At 47.9% G+C, this 17,356-nt stretch carries 15 protein-coding genes; 7 read left to right on the top strand and 8 right to left on the bottom strand.

Annotation, left to right across the window (positions count from 1 at the left end; genetic code table 11):
- Window positions 1–12: 12 nt before the first annotated feature.
- Window positions 13–2,070: a methionine--tRNA ligase gene (gene metG / locus CLC91_RS09705; protein ID WP_095499115.1), complete on the top strand. Its 2,058-nt coding sequence runs from the start codon at window positions 13–15 to the stop codon at window positions 2,068–2,070.
- 1 nt (window position 2,071) lies between these two features.
- Entirely contained in the window at window positions 2,072–2,344 is a 273-nt protein-coding gene (locus CLC91_RS09700; protein ID WP_095499116.1) for a hypothetical protein, read from the top strand.
- 77 nt (window positions 2,345–2,421) lie between these two features.
- Here CLC91_RS09700 and serS read toward each other — a convergent pair whose 3' ends face one another.
- From serS to lrp, 5 genes are all read right to left on the bottom strand, one after another.
- A complete protein-coding gene (gene serS, locus CLC91_RS09695) occupies window positions 2,422–3,708 on the bottom strand; it encodes a serine--tRNA ligase (RefSeq protein ID WP_095500351.1) in 1,287 nt (428 codons plus the stop codon).
- A gap of 96 nt (window positions 3,709–3,804) precedes the next feature.
- A complete protein-coding gene (locus tag CLC91_RS09690; protein ID WP_095500350.1) occupies window positions 3,805–5,142 on the bottom strand; it encodes a replication-associated recombination protein A in 1,338 nt (445 codons plus the stop codon).
- A complete protein-coding gene (gene lolA, locus CLC91_RS09685) occupies window positions 5,126–5,770 on the bottom strand; it encodes an outer membrane lipoprotein chaperone LolA (protein ID WP_095499119.1) in 645 nt (214 codons plus the stop codon). The genes CLC91_RS09690 and lolA overlap by 17 nt, the downstream gene beginning before the upstream one ends.
- Entirely contained in the window at window positions 5,770–8,280 is a 2,511-nt protein-coding gene (locus CLC91_RS15195) for a DNA translocase FtsK (protein WP_095499120.1), read from the bottom strand. Before CLC91_RS15195 ends, lolA begins: the two co-directional genes overlap by 1 nt.
- Before the next feature lie 143 nt (window positions 8,281–8,423).
- On the bottom strand, window positions 8,424–8,930 hold the full coding sequence (gene lrp / locus CLC91_RS09675; protein WP_095499121.1) for a leucine-responsive transcriptional regulator Lrp: 507 nt from the start codon (window positions 8,928–8,930) through the stop codon (window positions 8,424–8,426).
- Between the two features lie 179 nt (window positions 8,931–9,109).
- Here lrp and ald point away from each other — a divergent pair, with 179 nt between their 5' ends.
- From ald to CLC91_RS09660, 3 genes are all read left to right on the top strand, one after another.
- Window positions 9,110–10,222: an alanine dehydrogenase gene (gene ald / locus CLC91_RS09670; RefSeq protein WP_095499122.1), complete on the top strand. Its 1,113-nt coding sequence runs from the start codon at window positions 9,110–9,112 to the stop codon at window positions 10,220–10,222.
- Between the two features lie 174 nt (window positions 10,223–10,396).
- Window positions 10,397–11,353, top strand: coding sequence for a thioredoxin-disulfide reductase (gene trxB / locus CLC91_RS09665; protein ID WP_095500349.1), 957 nt, complete (start codon window positions 10,397–10,399; stop codon window positions 11,351–11,353).
- 52 nt (window positions 11,354–11,405) lie between these two features.
- The gene (locus CLC91_RS09660; RefSeq protein ID WP_158220722.1) at window positions 11,406–12,245 is read left to right on the top strand and encodes an endonuclease/exonuclease/phosphatase family protein; all 840 of its coding nucleotides are present in this window, start codon (window positions 11,406–11,408) and stop codon (window positions 12,243–12,245) included.
- On the opposite strand, the gene CLC91_RS09655 is transcribed toward CLC91_RS09660, so the two are convergent.
- The gene (locus CLC91_RS09655; protein ID WP_095500347.1) at window positions 12,246–12,713 is read right to left on the bottom strand and encodes an outer membrane lipoprotein; all 468 of its coding nucleotides are present in this window, start codon (window positions 12,711–12,713) and stop codon (window positions 12,246–12,248) included.
- Between the two features lie 143 nt (window positions 12,714–12,856).
- Between CLC91_RS09655 and aat the strand changes: the two genes are divergently transcribed.
- Window positions 12,857–13,579, top strand: a complete 723-nt coding sequence (gene aat, locus CLC91_RS09650) for a leucyl/phenylalanyl-tRNA--protein transferase (protein WP_095500346.1) — start codon at window positions 12,857–12,859, stop codon at window positions 13,577–13,579.
- 113 nt (window positions 13,580–13,692) lie between these two features.
- Window positions 13,693–13,911: a translation initiation factor IF-1 gene (infA, locus tag CLC91_RS09645; RefSeq protein ID WP_095499127.1), complete on the top strand. Its 219-nt coding sequence runs from the start codon at window positions 13,693–13,695 to the stop codon at window positions 13,909–13,911.
- A gap of 74 nt (window positions 13,912–13,985) precedes the next feature.
- Here the strand turns inward: infA and CLC91_RS09640 are convergent, their stop codons facing one another.
- Together CLC91_RS09640 and clpA are read right to left on the bottom strand one after the other, a co-directional pair.
- Window positions 13,986–15,071 carry an OmpP1/FadL family transporter gene (locus tag CLC91_RS09640; protein ID WP_095499128.1) on the bottom strand — a complete coding sequence of 362 codons (1,086 nt, stop codon included), beginning with the start codon at window positions 15,069–15,071 and terminating at the stop codon, window positions 13,986–13,988.
- Window positions 15,068–17,332, bottom strand: a complete 2,265-nt coding sequence (gene clpA / locus CLC91_RS09635; protein WP_095499129.1) for an ATP-dependent Clp protease ATP-binding subunit ClpA — start codon at window positions 17,330–17,332, stop codon at window positions 15,068–15,070. The genes CLC91_RS09640 and clpA overlap by 4 nt, the downstream gene beginning before the upstream one ends.
- Between the last annotated feature and the right edge of the window lie 24 nt (window positions 17,333–17,356).

Below are 17,356 nucleotides of genomic sequence, written 5' to 3'. Positions count from 1 at the left end.
TGTTGAAAAATCATGGCCAAAGCATCCAGAAAAATCTTAGTAACTAGCGCTCTTCCCTACGCCAACGGCCCCATCCATCTTGGGCATATGTTGGAATATATTCAAACCGATATTTGGTCGCGTTATCAAAAGCTTCAAGGGCATCAGTGTCATTACATTTGTGCGGATGATGCCCACGGCACTCCCATCATGTTAAAGGCACAGCAACTGGGCATTACACCAGAGGCAATGATCGAACAAACCAATCGCGAACATCAACAGGACTTTGCCGACTTTAACATTGCCTTTGATAACTATCACAGCACCCACTCCCAGGAAAACCGAGAGCTCTCAAGCCAAATTTATTTACGCTTGAAAGAAAATGGTCACATTAAGACCAAGACCATAGCGCAGCTGTTTGATCCCGAGAAGAACATGTTCTTGCCGGACCGCTTTGTTAAAGGCACCTGTCCAAAATGTAAGAGCGAAGACCAATACGGTGACAATTGCGATAACTGCGGCGCAACCTACTCGCCCACCGAGTTGATTAATCCAAAATCAGCAGTGTCTGGTGCCACGCCAATCATGAAAGAAACCGAGCATTTCTTTTTCGATCTACCTGCGTTTGCAGACATGCTAAAACAATGGACCCACTCAGGCTCGTTGCAAGAAGAAATGGCCAACAAGCTCAACGAATGGTTTGACCAAGGACTGCAGCAGTGGGACATTACCCGTGATAGCCCTTACTTCGGTTTCGAAATCCCCGGAGCTCCTGGCAAATTCTTTTACGTGTGGTTAGATGCGCCAATTGGCTACATGGGTTCCTTTAAGAACCTATGCGATAAGCGTGATGATCTTAATTTTGATGATTTCTGGGCGGCGGACTCCGATGCCGAAGTTTACCACTTCATCGGTAAAGACATTGTTTACTTTCACAGTTTGTTCTGGCCTGCAATGCTTGAAGGCGCAGGCTTTCGTAAACCCAATGCGGTATTCGCCCACGGCTACGTAACCGTAAACGGCGCTAAGATGTCTAAGTCGAAAGGCACCTTTATTAAAGCTCGCACCTATTTAGACAACTTAAATCCTGAGTATTTGCGTTACTACTACGCCGCTAAACTCAATTCAAGAATCAACGATTTAGATTTGGATCTGGAAGACTTTGTGCAGCGGGTTAACTCAGACCTCATCGGTAAACTGGTTAACATTGCCTCGCGCACCGCAGGATTCATCAGTAAACGCTTCGATGGCAAATTAGCATCGTCAGTGAACGACGAGCACATCTTGCAGCACTGCATTGACAAGCAAGCCATTATTGCTGATTTGTATGAGTCCCGTGAATACTCAAAGGCCATGCGTGAAATTATGGCGCTGGCGGATATGGCCAATGCCTATATTGCAGAGCAAGCACCTTGGAAACTGGCGAAAGAGGAAGCCACGTTAGACCAAGCGCACAAGGTTTGTACCCTTGCCATTGCCATATTTAAAGTGTTAGTGACCTACCTCAAGCCGGTATTGCCTCAGTTAGCGGAGGACGTTGAAGCTTTCTTAAACGTTGAACTTAGTTGGGACAATCTACAAGACAACCGCTTTGGAGAAGCCATTAACCCATTTAAGGCGTTAATGCAGCGTATCGATCCGAAACACGTTGAAGCCATGGTGGAGCAATCCAAACAAAACCTTGAAGCCACTGCAACAAAGTCAGAGTCCACAGAGACCGAGTCTGCGGTTGCTGACAGCGAGCTTAGTAAAGAGCCGATTGCCGACGAAATCACCTTCGATGACTTTGCCAAGATTGACTTACGCATCGCTAGAATCGTAAAAGCTGAGCATGTAAAAGAAGCCAATAAGCTGCTGCGCCTTGAATTAGATTTAGGTGGAGAAAGTAAGCAAGTCTTTGCCGGTATCAAGTCGGCCTACTCACCGGAAGATCTGCAGGGAAAACTTACCGTGATGGTGGCCAACCTTGCCCCACGTAAAATGCGCTTTGGTGTATCAGAAGGGATGGTGCTGGCGGCAGGCCCAGGTGGTAAAGATCTTTGGATTTTAGAGCCCCACGAAGGCGCTGAACCCGGCATGCGAGTGAAGTAACGTGAGTTACGATGCCTCGAGCATTCGAGTGCTCCGGGATGATGAAATTAGAAACACCATCCCGTTTGAGCTCATAGGCTCTGTTGCCACAGACTATGGCGTTGCAACAAGTTGTGTGCGCAAGGCTTGGGAAGCAGCTCATATCGTTGGGGTTGATTTTGAGCATTATGTGCAGCGCTATCTCAAGGGCGATAAAAGCATTGCGCAAATACCGGAATTTGAGCGCACCTACTTTGAATTGATGAAAGACGAAGTAAATCGAGCTCGGCGTTAACTGACACAGCGCTAACATTCATACAAAAAAAGGCCAGTTCATTAGTGAGCTGGCCTTTTTGCTGAGTTAGATGACGCTTAACCGATTTTGGTTAAACCGCCCATGTAGCTTTGTAACGCTTGCGGCACTTCAATGCTGCCATCAGCTTGCTGATAGTTTTCCAAAATAGCCACCAAGGTACGCCCTACCGCTAAACCACTGCCGTTAAGGGTGTGCAGCAATTCTGGCTTCTTAGCGCCCGTTGGACGATAACGTGCTTGCATACGGCGGGCTTGGAAGTCTTGCATGTTTGAGCACGAACTGATTTCACGGTAAGTGTTTTGCGCCGGCAACCAAACTTCTAAGTCATAGGTTTTAGCCGAGCCAAAGCCCATATCGCCGGTACACAAAATTACTTTACGATAGGCTAGCCCCAGCTTTTGTAAAATGGTTTCAGCGTGACAGGTTAGCTCTTCTAGCGCAGCCATTGAATCTTCTGGCTTAACCAATTGAACCAACTCTACTTTGTCGAACTGATGTTGGCGAATCAAGCCACGGGTATCGCGACCATAAGAGCCCGCTTCCGAGCGGAAACACGGCGTATGGGCAGTCATCTTCAGTGGCAATTCTTTTTCATCGAAAATGGTATCGCGGGCCATGTTGGTCAATGGCACTTCAGCGGTAGGAATTAGGCTCATGCCCAACCCTTCTTCCGTCGCCGGTTGGGTGTGGAATAAATCTTCTCCAAACTTTGGCAACTGACCGGTGCCGTAAAGGCTGTCTGCGTTAACCAAGTACGGCACGTACATTTCCTGATAGCCGTGCTCTGTGGTATGACAATCCAGCATAAACTGAGCAAGAGCTCGGTGCATGCGGGCAATTTGCCCTTTCATAACAATGAAGCGAGAGCCGGATAACTTAACCGCGTTTTTGAAATCCAGTCCGTCTGCTTGTTCGCCAAGCTCGACGTGATCTTTGACTTCGAAATCAAACTGCTTAGGCTCACCCCAAGTGAGTACCTCAACGTTTTCGTCTTCATCTTTACCAACCGGTACACCATCGGCTGGCAGATTAGGAATGCCAGCAGCAATATCACTCAACTGTTGTTGCAGCTCGGCAAGTTCCGCCTTTTTAGCGTCCAGTTGGTCGCCTAAATCAGCAACTTGGGCTAGCAAAGGTTGGATGTCTTCTCCGCGAGCTTTCGCCTGACCAATGGACTTAGAGGAGGAGTTTCTGGTGGCTTGAAGTTCTTCTGTCGCCACTTGCAGCGATTTACGCGTGGCTTCTAATTCGTTGAGTTTACTGACGTCAAGTATGTAACCACGGCTGGCCAAACGCTCTGCCGCCGTTTCAATTTCGCTTCTTAGAAACTTAGGATCCAACATGTTGTGTGTTCTTTACTCTTAAGAGTTAATACCGTGATAGCCCGCAGCGGACTATCGTCAAAATTTAGTAGATTGTAACAAAAGCCAATCAGCGCATCAGTACCTTTTTTGAGAAGATGCGGCATCTAACGCTTGTAACCGTTTGAGTTTTTCCGAAATCCGTTTCTCAAGTCCTCTATCCGTCGGTTGATACAAGGACTCATTCACGATTTCTTCAGGTAAATAGGCTTCGCCGGCGGCATAGGCATTGTCTTCATCATGGGCGTATCGATATTGGGCACCGTACCCCAAATCTTTCATCAACTGGGTCGGTGCATTGCGAATGTGATGAGGTACTTCCAATGACTGGGTTTTCTCCGCCAACGCCAAGGCTCTCTTAAAGCCTAAGTACACCGCATTACTTTTCGGGGCACAGGCTAAATAAACCGCCGCCTGGGCTATGGCCCGTTCCCCTTCGGCACGGCCAACGCGATGAAAGCAATCCCAAGCATTAAGCGCCACCACCATGCCTTGTGGATCGGCATTTCCCACGTCTTCTGACGCAATCGCAAGCAGCCGTCTTGCCGCCATCAGTGGATCGCCACCGGCGACGATCATTCGAGCGTACCAATACAATGCTGCATCGGGGTTACTGCCGCGAATGGATTTGTGAAATGCCGATAGCAAGTCGTAATAGGCATCACCACCTTTATCAAAGGCGCCCACATTAACACCGGACACTTGGCTTAAGTGCTCAATACCCAGCTCGTCGCCATCTTGTAGCTGATCGCAGGCCAGCTCCAACAGGTTTAACGCCTTGCGAGCATCACCGCTGGCTAAGCCGGCGATGGCATCTAAGGTACTGGATTGCGCAGTAATGCCTCGATGTCCTAAACCGCGTTCATTGTCAGCCAATGCCTTTTGCAGCAACTCAGCCAGAGCTGTCGAGTCAATCGGCTTAACTTGGTACACCCGAGCTCTCGATAACAAGGCGTTATTTAACTCAAAGCTTGGGTTTTCTGTGGTCGCCCCAACAAACATCACCGTGCCATCTTCGATGTAAGGCAAAAAGGCGTCTTGTTGGGATTTATTAAAGCGGTGCACCTCATCCACAAACAAAAGCGTTTGTTTAGATTGCGCCTGCGCCACATGTTGCGCTTGGGTGATGGCATTACGAATATCTTTAACGCCAGAGGTCACCGCAGAGATGCGCTCCACATGGGCATCAACGTAATGGGCGATCAGCTCCGCCAGCGTGGTTTTGCCAGTGCCCGGTGGTCCCCATAAAATCATGGAATGAGCTCGCCCAGCTTCTAGGGCTTTGCGCAGCGGTTTATCGTTGCCTAACAGATGCTCCTGTCCCAAATAGTCATCAAAGCAAACTGGCCGCATGCGAGCGGCCAGAGGTTGAAAATCGGGACTGAAGTCAAAACCAAGACTAAGGTCTTTGGTCATCGATCTCTACTCCTTGCGGCGGAGTGAATCGGAATAACTCAGCAGCGGGATTATCTTGATGATTGGTTAACTTGAATAAGGTGGTATTACCTTGGCTGTCTGCCAATCGCAACGAGCTTAAATAGTCGTTTTCAAAGCACACACTGGCTTGACGAAGCATGGATGGATTCGGCCCAGACAATAACGCCTCTTTTGGCGTGATTTGATAACAGGCTTGTAGTTGTTCTACCTCATAATTATCCCAGGCATCGGAAGACTCTTGCACCAATAGCGCCATGGGAGATGCTTGTATCGCCTGTTGTAAACTCATTAAGGTAACCTGTTCAATAAAGGGATTATAAACCCAGATATTTTCACCATCCGCCACAATGAGAGACTCATCAGGTTCAACCGCATGCCAATTAAAACGGTCGGGAATGGATAAGCTGAGCTCACCCTTGCCTTGCTGCAGCACCTGACCGTTAATGTCGGTAACCGTTTGCACGAACTGGCTAGTAAATTGGCTGTGTTTGGCCATTGTCTGTTGTAAGTTGCTGACCGCGTCGCTCTTTTCAAGCGCTTCGCTAGCGGCAAGCGCATGCTGACTTAACAAAACGGTGGCGACAAGGGTAATTGCTGTCTTTTTCATTAATTCACTTTAACTGGTGGTGGCGCCAAGACTTCTCGGTTGCCGTTGTGAGCCGGTGTACTTACGACGCCTTGAGCTTCCATTTGTTCAATGATTCTTGCAGCGCGATTGTAACCAATTTTGAATTTACGCTGAACGCTAGAAATAGAGCCGCGTCTCGATTCGGTGACAAACATAACCGCTTCATCATAAAGTGCGTCGGTATCTTCATCGGTTTCTGCGACTTCGCCCGGCATCAGCACTTGCTCACCGTCTGCGGTGCCCGCAAGAATTTCTTCAAGGTATTGAGGCTCAGCTCTTTGTTTCCAATCGGCAACCACTCTGTGCACTTCATGATCGTCAACAAAAGCACCATGCACCCGCATTGGCACCCCGGTACCAGGTGGCAAGTACAACATATCGCCCATACCTAACAAGGTTTCTGCACCCTGTTGATCAAGAATGGTGCGCGAATCAATTTTAGACGACACTTGAAACGCCATACGAGTCGGCACGTTGGCTTTAATCAAACCGGTGATCACGTCAACCGATGGCCGTTGAGTTGCGAGAATCAAGTGAATACCCGCGGCTCGCGCTTTTTGAGCAATACGAGCAATCAACTCTTCAACTTTTTTACCGACGATCATCATCATGTCGGCAAATTCATCCACCACAACTACGATAGACGGCATTTTCTCTAATTTAGGCGGCTGAGTTTGCATGGATTCTGCAGGGTTCCATAACGGGTCCATGATCACTTCACCCGCGGCTTCTGCTTCAGCAATCTTGGCGTTATAGCCTTTTAGATTACGAACGCCCATGGCCGACATCAGCTTGTAACGGCGCTCCATTTCGCCCACGCACCACCGCAAGGCATTGGAGGCCTGCTTCATGTCGGTAACCACTTCACACAGCAAGTGCGGAATGCCTTCATATACCGACAGTTCCAACATTTTCGGATCGATAAGAATCAAGCGAACGTCTTCTGGGCCGCTTTTGTACAACAGCGACACTATCATGGTATTAACCCCAACCGATTTACCAGAGCCGGTGGTACCGGCCACCAGCAAGTGAGGCATTTTTCCTAAATCCACCACCACAGGATCACCAGCAATATCGGAACCCAATACCATGGTTAGGTTCGATTTACTGTCAGCAAATGCCTGCGTATCCAAAACATCTCGCATGAACACGGTTTCTCTAAATTTATTAGGAAGCTCCAGCCCAATCACTGATTTACCTGGAATAACCTCTACCACACGCACACTCACAGCTGACAAGGCACGAGCAAGATCTTTAGCCAAACCGGTAATTTTAGACACCTTAATGCCAGGCGCCAAATCCAATTCAAAGCGCGTAATCACCGGCCCTGGACACACATCAACCACGGTTGCAGTCACGTTAAAGTCTAGCAATTTAGCTTCCACCAGCCTCGCAACCTGATCTAGCTCTTCTTGGCTAATAGGGTTTTGAGAGCGGTTAGGTACGTCTAACAAGCCAATGTCTGGCAGCGGTGCCATGGTTGGCTTTTTAGCTTTGGCGGGTAAAACTACTTGGCCATCAACAATTTTCGCCGTGTCATCAGCTGGTTCTCGCATTGATCCCAATGTTGGCTCTAGCGCAGCGTCAATATCAGATTCTCGCTCAGGCTCAATTGAAGGTTCGATAGCAAGGTCAATGTTCGGCTCAATAGTAGGCTCAAACGCCGGCTCAGCAAAAGACGGTTCCATACGCTGATGCTGTAAGGCTTCATCTGCCACAATGCCCGGCTCGCTTCGACCATTATTGCCGGTTTGTTCAACGGTATTGTCAGAGGTTTCGGTGCCCGCCTCAATGGGCTTGCTGGTTTTGAATCGATTCACTAACGCCATAAAACGACCGGTATCATCGTCGTTTGCTTCTACCGTCTCTGCTTTTTGACCACTAAAGCGCTGCGGCAACCGCCACAAAAACAGAGCAACCTGAATGCAAGCCTCCCCTACAGTTTCCACCAAGGTTATCCAAGACACTCCGGTGAGTAAGGTAAAACCCGCTCCCACAAACCACAGCAGCAACAAGGTGGTACCCAGTTGGCTGAAGTACGGAAGCATGGTACTGCTGATAACATCACCAATGACACCACCTGCTGAAAAGTCGTAGATGTCGTTGGCATTCATACTGGCGAGGCTTGTTAAGCCGCATAGCATGAGTAGGAAACCTATGATGCGCAACCCAACCGCGAAGTAATCCACTTCGGCCAATTGCTTGGGATGGCGGAAAATAAGCATACCACTGGCAACAACGATAAGGGGCATTAGCCAGGCACTGAAACCCATAATGTAAAACAGTACGTCGGCGACCCATGCCCCAACACTGCCGGCATAATTTTGAATGTCTTCGCTAAGACTGGCTTGACTCCAAGCCGGATCCGTTGCATCGAAACTGGCCAATGCAATCACTATAAACGTGGCCAGCAACGCACAGAAGATCAAACCGCCTTCTAGTAAGCGTTGCACCCCGGATAGTATTTTGGTGTCTTGATTCTCGCTCAATTGCTCAACCTCAACCCTGAGTTTGATTCGATAGGATTTAACATACCAAAGAATGAGTTAAAAAGCAGTGTTAAAACAGCACAGAATGCAGAAGCAATCCGGCTTCTGCATGGTGTTCGACTAATATTTAGCCGCCTGTTTAATTATTCGCCAGAATCACTGCTCAATACAGCGATGTGGTTGGTTTGCTTTACCTCTTCCATAACGACGTAGGTACGAGTGTCAGAAACACTCGGCAGCTTTAATAAGGTATCGCTGAGTAACTTGCGATAGGCAGACATATCGGAAACGCGGGTTTTTAACAGGTAATCGAAATCACCGGATACCAAGTGGCACTCTTGAATATCATCCAGCGATTGCACCGCACGATTAAAGCGGTTAAACACCTCCGGCGTATCACGGGTCAAGGTAATCTCAACGAATACCAGTAACGATGCCCCTAGATAATGAGGATTAACCAAAGCGGTATAACCATTAATGAAGCCTTGTTTTTCAAGGCGCTTTACTCTTTCTAAACAAGGTGTGGGACTCAAGCCTACCCGCTTAGACAGTTCGACATTAGAAATTCTGCCGTCTTTTTGAAGTTCACTTAGAATGTTGCGGTCAATTCTATCGAGTTCTTTAGCTGGCTTGTTATTATTGTTTGCCATTAGGATTTGCTTCCATGTCTTAAAAATAAAGAGTTTTATATGGTTTTTTATTAAATTTTAGCAGCATTAACTGCTTTAATGCTTCTATACTAGCGTTCTCAACAGCTCACAACAAGCTGTAACCAACAAACACTATATAATAAACCGAATCACGGTAAAAATTTTTGTGAGGCAAGACAATGATCATAGGCGTACCTAAAGAAATTAAAAACCACGAATACCGCGTTGGTATGGTGCCGGCAAGCGTTCGCGAATTAACGCAACGCGGTCATCAGGTTATCGTTGAAACACAAGCGGGCTCAGGCGTAGGCTTTAGTGACGACGATTACGTCGCCGTGGGTGCCAGCATTCTTGATACGGCCAAAGCCATTTTCGATAAAGCCGATATGATTGTTAAGGTGAAAGAGCCTCAAGCCATTGAACGCGCCATGCTGCGTCACGATCAAATTCTATTTACCTACCTGCATTTGGCGCCGGATCTACCTCAAACCCAAGAACTGGTAGACAGTGGTGCTGTTTGCATCGCTTATGAAACCGTAACCGATAACCGTGGTGGTTTACCTTTGTTGGCACCAATGTCAGAAGTTGCCGGACGTATGTCGATTCAAGCCGGTGCCCAAGCACTTGAAAAATCTCGTGGTGGCCGTGGCATGTTGTTAGGCGGCGTACCGGGTGTGGAGCCAGCCAAAGTCGTTATTATCGGCGGTGGTATGGTTGGTCGTAATGCCGCTCAAATGGCGGTAGGTATGGGGGCCGATGTCACCATACTGGATCGCAACATTGATGTACTTCGTGCCCTTAACGTCCAATTTAACAACACCGCAAAAGCGGTATACTCCACCGCCGATGCCATTGAAAAGCATGTACTAGAAGCGGATTTGGTTATTGGTGGCGTGTTAATTCCAGGGGCAGCCGCGCCTAAATTGATTACCCGTGATCACATTGCCCGCATGAAGCCGGGTGCGGCCATTGTGGATGTAGCCATTGACCAAGGCGGATGTGCAGAAACCTCTAAAGCCACCACCCATCAAGATCCAACCTATATTGTTGATGACGTGGTTCATTACTGTGTTGCAAATATGCCTGGTGCGGTTGCACGTACCTCTACGTTTGCACTGAACAACGTAACCTTGCCTTACATTCTGCGTTTAGCGGATCTTGGATATAAGCAAGCACTCAACAATGATCCGCACTTATTGAATGGATTAAACGTCATGCACGGCAAAATCACTTGCGAAGAAGTGGCTGAAGCTCACGGCATGCCGTTCGTAGCGCCAGCGTCTCTTCTTTAATGGAAAATAGCGTCAACAAGGGGAAGCATCATGCTTCCCTTTTTTTGAATGCAACGTTCGGAAAAATTGTTAACAAGCATGCTTTACCCGCACTCTGTTAAGCCTTAGAATCCAGCTAACTAAATTACCAGTATCGGCATAGGCTCAGTCACAGTGACGGCCACGGAGATTTCAATGAGCGATGTACAACACTTTCCATTATTAATTCTTGGTAGCGGCCCTGCAGGATATACAGCAGCCGTATATGCTGCTCGTGCCAACTTAAACCCTGTGCTCATTACCGGCATTCAGCAAGGTGGTCAGTTAACCACCACAACAGAAGTTGAAAATTGGCCGGGTGATGCCGATGATTTAACCGGTCCATTGTTAATGGAGCGCATGCAAAAGCACGCTGAGAAATTTGATACTCAGATCATTTTCGATCACATTAATAAAGTTGACCTTGAGCAACGACCATTTCGATTAACCGGTGACTCCGGTGAATTCAGCTGCGATGCGCTTATCATTGCCACTGGCGCATCGGCTATGTACCTAGGGCTGGAATCAGAAAGCGCCTTTATGGGTAAAGGGGTTTCCGCCTGCGCTACCTGCGACGGTTTCTTTTATCGCAATCAAGAAGTCAGCGTTATTGGTGGTGGTAACACCGCCGTTGAAGAAGCGCTGTATCTTAGTAACATTGCCAGTACCGTGCATTTGGTTCATCGTCGTGACACCTTCCGAGCGGAAAAAATTTTGGTGGACCGCCTCATGAAAAAAGTGGACGAAGGCAAAATTGTACTGCACCTCGACAGCACCTTAGATGAGGTGCTAGGCAACGACATGGGTGTTAGTGGCATGCGCATCAAGAATAAGCACGATGACAGCACCAAAGACATCGAATTGGCCGGTGTATTCGTAGCCATTGGCCACAAACCCAATACCCAGATGTTTGACGGTCAATTACAGATGGAAAATGGTTACCTCACCGTGGAAAGCGGCCTTAAAGGCAACGCCACCCAAACCAGCATCGAAGGTGTATTTGCTTGTGGCGATGTTATGGATCAAATCTACCGTCAAGCGGTTACCTCGGCCGGCAGTGGTTGTATGGCCGCGCTCGATGCGGAGCGTTATTTAGAAAAGCTGCACAACTAACGCGATAAAGCATGATACAGTAAAGCCTTTACCTAACCGTGAGGGCTTTTTTTTGACGAAACAAAGGTCATTGGTTATCGCAGCAGCGGCTTTTCTGCTCATTAGCTGTGGCTATGTCGCGGTGGAATCTGAACAACCTATTAGTGGTGATGGCTATCACCAACAACAACTTACACGCTTGCCCTTCCGTGTATTGCTGTGGAACATTCACAAAGAAAATGATAACGCCCTGTGGCAACAAGAGTATCTTCAGTTACAACAGCAATTGCTGCCCGACTTTATTTTGCTTCAAGAGCTGGTCTACAAACCACAAACAACTGCAAATTTTACAGACAAACATCAAGGCTTTGAGTACCTTGCCAATCTCTATATCACCGAGAGTAAAAGCTATTCAGGCGTCGGTTCAATTGCACGGGTCAAGCCAGACTATCACCGCGCTCACTTGACTAGAGCAAAAGAGCCAATAACCAACAGCGCAAAACCCACCCTAATAACTCGCTACCCAATTACAGATAGCGAACATTCGCTGCTTTTGATCAACCTGCATGGTATCAATTTTCAGCTGAGTATTGATGGTTATAAGCAACAGCTTGAGGTTATTGCAGATGAAGTCAAGCAACACACAGGTGCGGTTATTGTTGCGGGGGATTTCAATAGCTGGAGCGAACAACGCAGTGACTATCTAGTCACCTTAATGGCTAATATGGGTTTACAAGCGGTGGACTTCGGCCAACAATCTAGCCACATCAAGTCGTTTTTGGGGCAACGACTTGATCATATTTACTACAGCCGTGAGTGGTTAGTCGTTAAAGCCGACTCGCCAAGGGTGATTACCGGCTTGCAAAGCTCGGATCATTCACCGTTATACGTTACGTTCGAGTGGCGCCACTGATTACATGGCTTTATCAACCCGCACATACCCGCTTAAATACACCACTCGAACTTCATCGCCGGCTCGAAACACCATGCCTGCGTCATAATCTTGCACCACCATCACGGTTTCCCCTGACTCTTGGCGGATCATAAGCTCTACAATTTGTTGTTGAACTTTATATTGATTAGGGTTGCGATTATTGGCTATAGCGCCCCCGGCAATGACGCCCAGCACCGTGGCAACGTCTTGCCCTCGCCCACCACCAAATTGATGGCCAATAACGCCCCCCAGCACGGCACCGCCAAAGGTTTTCCAGCCGGAGTTTCGATCTTGTACTATCTCTTCTTTGGTGACGTTGCGAACCGACTCCACTGAGCCATACTCAACCTTTTGCACCGGAACCGCTTGATTTCGCTGGTAAGCCTGAGCGCCTAAGCTGAAGCACATCAACAAAGCGATGACGACCATTTGATTAACTGTTTTCATTGCTACTACTCCTAGGCTACGGATTATCAACGGTCACGGATTGACTTTTTTAGCCGTTACCATAACCATAGCCTGTTGACACTGTATCACAGCTGACTGGCTTACCTAAATGAGCCGCTGTTAGCCACACCAAAGGAAGCCCTATGCCACCGGTTCCCGACCTCACCCCTGTAAACGATGGTTTTCCCGATCCCCGGCAAGCCATGGACGAACCCAACGGGCTATTAGCCGTGGGCGGAGATCTGTCTCCTGCACGTCTTATAAGCGCATATCGGCAAGGTATTTTCCCGTGGTTTAATGAAGGTGACCCAATCATTTGGTGGGCGCCAACGCCCAGAGCGGTATTCTTTCCTGATAAAGTAAAACCCAGTCGAAGTCTCATAAAGCTTGCCAAAAAGTACCCTTGGCGAGTCAGCGTCAACCAAGCTTTTGATCAAGTCATCAGTCACTGCGCCGCACCGAGAGCCAATGAGCCAGATACCTGGATAAACTCCCAAATGATAGAGGCTTATCAATCGTTGCATCGCATTGGCAAAGCCCATTCTGTCGAGATTTGGCTAAATGAGAAACTGGTGGGCGGCCTTTATGGCGTTTGTGTTGGCAAAGTATTTTGTGGCGAATCCATGTTTCATACCGTCTCTGGAGCCTCCAAACTGGCTTTTTGGCAAGCCAGTCGACTGTTTAGCCACTGCGGCATAGAACTGATCGACGCTCAGCTGGAAAACTCACACCTCATGTCATTAGGAGCCGAGCTAATGGATCGCGAAGCCTTTTTGGAATCATTGGAACAATGGCGAGACGACGAGCTTAATCCACAAATTTGGCAAGCAAGGTGGTTAGAATTTCAAGAATCGCCCTATAATTAAGCAAAAGAGCGCCGCAGTGTGATGGCTTAGGCTTTACACAAGCGGCAAAGTGTTGCATCATAGCGGCGTTTTTATTTTGAGTAATTTTGAGCATTAACGGGAAAACCAATTAAATGGCGAAAGAAGACAGTATTGAGATGCAAGGCACCATTCTAGAAACCTTGCCGAATACCATGTTTCGGGTAGAACTAGAAAACGGCCACGTGGTCACTGCACACATCTCTGGCAAAATGCGTAAAAACTACATCCGCATTTTAACTGGCGACAAGGTAACGGTTCAATTAACACCGTATGACCTAACTAAAGGACGCATCGTTTTCCGCGCCCGCTAATGTTTGGGGTCTGTACAGACCGATATCCGTTAAATGAAAAGCTTTCCTAGGAAAGCTTTTTTTGTGGCTGTATATCAGTAGCGATAGTTAATGCTTAACGCCAACCCCTTGCCACGATTTTGCACCGTTACCAAGGTGATATCGGTGTCCGTCTTAAACGACTTTTTAGCATAGTCCTCGTAAAACGCTGTAGCGCCTATTTGCCAATTGTTGCTTAGGTCATAACTGAGGCCTAATCGATAGCGAGCATCAAAGCCCCCCAACAAATCTATGGCTTCATCCCAACTGACGCCGCCTTTCAGCGACCAACGATTACCTTGGTACTCAACAGCCGAGGCAAAACGATTACTGTTGTGCACCCCCACCAGCAAACCGAACAAATCGTCGTAGTTATTGTAGCGAACACCTTTGCCTTGCCAGCCGCTGTAGCTAAAGCTATTGTGCCAGCTCAACCGCTCACTCACCTGCCAACTGACAAAAGCACTGGTTATCTGCGGCAGATCAAACTCAATGAGTTCATCTTGAAAATGGCTGGCAAATTTATGGGCAAGACCAACACTGAACTGAGCGCTTGGGGCCCAGTGGGCGCTCAAACCACCAGACCAACCGCCGGTGTTGCCCTGTTGGCTCGACTCTCGACAGCCTAATAAGCCACAGTTATTTTGGGTGAGCTGATAGTCGCCATACAAATACTCTACGCTGCCCCCAAAGCTAAACTGCTGCCACTGGTACGCAATGGATGGGGCAAAAGACACCACAATCGGCCGCACCCGAGTTTCAGGCAACACCGCGATTTGTGGAATGGAAATGTCAGCCGCTGTACGGCTATAAATGGCAACGCCGCTGGACCAGTGTTGATTTAGCTTATTGGCAGCAAACATAGCGGGAATGGGATCCGCTTGCTGATAGTCACTGGTTTGGCCGAAAATATTGTAATCGGTACTTACCGAGTAATAGGTAGCGTTTACCACAAAACTGTTGTCTTGCAGTTGCGTCATAGCCGCGGGGTTAAGGGCTATGATAGACGCATCTTGCGCAACAGCGCCGTTAGCCGAAGCTAAGGCGCTGTTGTTACTCGATGATTCCCAAAAGTTTAATCCCGTTGCGTTTATCGGAGCGCTTATCACCACTAGGGCTAAAAGCGCTGCTAAACGCTTCAAGACTCTGCCTTTGCTTTTTTCTTGGTATGGAAGCTCAGTGCCAGTTTGTCATCTTTCAATGCCACTGAAACCTCGCCGCCTTTTTGCAATTTGCCAAACAAAATCTCATTGGCTAAGGGCCGTTTTAATGATTCCATTACCACCCTTGCCATTGGCCGTGCCCCCATGGCTTTGTCATAACCTTTTTGTGCTAACCAGGTACGAGCTTCGTCACACACATTCAGCACCACTTGTTTGTCATCAAGTTGCGCTTGTAATTCCACTAAGAACTTGTCGACAACTTTCGCAATCACCGTCATGTCTAAGTGATTAAACCAAACTATGTTGTCCAATCGATTTCTAAATTCTGGCGAGAACACTCGGTTTATTTCACCCATGGCATCGTGGCTGTGGTCTTGCTGTTGGAAACCAATGGACTTGCGCACGGTTTCTTGAACCCCAGCGTTGGTGGTCATGACTAACACCACGTTCCGAAAGTCGACTTTGCGGCCATTATTATCGGTAAGTCTTCCGTGATCCATCACTTGCAATAACAGGTTATAAATGTCGGAATGTGCCTTTTCAATTTCATCAAGCAGCACCACCGAGTGTGGGTTTTTAATGACCGCATCGGTGAGTAAACCGCCTTGATCAAAGCCAACGTATCCCGGAGGAGCACCAATTAGACGGGAAACCGTGTGGGCTTCCATGTATTCCGACATGTCAAAGCGCAGCAACTCAATGCCCAGTGCTTTGGATAATTGCGAAGTGACTTCGGTTTTACCTACCCCGGTGGGGCCGGCAAACAAGAAGCTGCCCACCGGCTTGTCTTCACCACCTAAACCACTGCGAGATAAACGAATGGCCGAAGTTAAACTGTCAATGGCTTTGTCTTGGCCGAATACCACCATTTTCAAGTTGCGATCCAGGTTCTTCAATAACGCCACATCGGAAGCGGATACCGATTTCTCTGGAATTTGCGCCATTTTCGAAATGATGCGCTCAATGTCTTGCTCTGAAATGCTTTTCTTCCGTTTTGCCGCCGGTAGCAACGCAACTCGTGCGCCGGCTTCATCAATCACGTCAATGGCTTTATCCGGCAACTGGCGCTCATTAATGTACTTAGCGGCTAAGCGAGCCGCTGCCGACATGGCACTTTGAGTGTACTTAACGCCATGATGGTCTTCGTATTTAGACTTAAGGCCCATCAGTATTTTGGTGGTTTCCGAGATACTAGGCTCTTTAATGTCTACTTTTTGGAAGCGACGGGCCAAGGCTCTGTCTTTTTCGAACACCCCTTGATACTCGTGGTAGGTAGTTGAGCCTATGCAGCGTAACTGGCCGTTACTTAATAACGGCTTGAGCAGATTAGAGGCATCCATCATACCGCCAGAAGCCGCACCCGCCCCAATGATGGTATGAATTTCATCGATAAATAAAATGGCATCTTGGTCTTTCTGCAGCTGTTTTAAAACACCTTTAAAGCGTTTTTCAAAGTCGCCTCGATATTTAGTACCAGCCAGCAAGCCTCCCAAATCAAGTGAATAGACAACCGCATCTTTCATAATCTCAGGTGCTTCATTATTCACAATTCGATACGCCAGCCCTTCCGCAATGGCGGTTTTACCAACCCCGGCTTCACCCACCAATAGCGGGTTGTTTTTGCGACGGCGACACAAGACTTGAATGCATCGTTCCATTTCAGCATGTCGACCTATAAGCGGGTCAATGTTACCCTCTTCCACCGCTTGATTAAGATTGGAGGCGTATTTGGTTAACGGATTTTCTGCAGCGTCCGGTGCCGGTTGCATTTCAATCTCGTTTTCGTTGGTGTTGTCGTCGGATTCCTGTTTAGCAACCCCGTGACTGATGTAATTAACCACATCTAAGCGATTAATGTCGCTGCGTCTTAAAATGTACACAGCTTGCGATTCTTGTTCACTGAAGATGGCGACTAATACGTTGGCACCATTCACTTCATTGCGTCCAGACGACTGCACGTGAAACACTGCGCGTTGCAGTACGCGTTGAAAGCCTAACGTAGGCTGGGTTTCTCTTTGGGTATCGTCAAAGGGGATCAACGGTGTGGTTTGGTCGACAAATTCACTGATTTCGGCTTTTAGCTTACCCAAATCAGCACCACAAGCATCTAAGGCTTCCACCGCTTCTGGGTTTTCTAATAAGGCTAACAACAAATGTTCAACCGTCATAAACTCGTGACGAGCATCCCGCGCTTGTTGAAACGCCACGTTAAGCGTTAATTCCAATTCTTTATTTAGCATAGCGCCCCCAACTTGTTTTTATCG

Source organism: Paraferrimonas haliotis (assembly GCF_002282895.1).
In the GTDB taxonomy this organism is placed as follows: domain Bacteria; phylum Pseudomonadota; class Gammaproteobacteria; order Enterobacterales; family Shewanellaceae; genus Paraferrimonas; species Paraferrimonas haliotis.
This window is presented reverse-complemented; position numbering and strand designations above follow the sequence as displayed.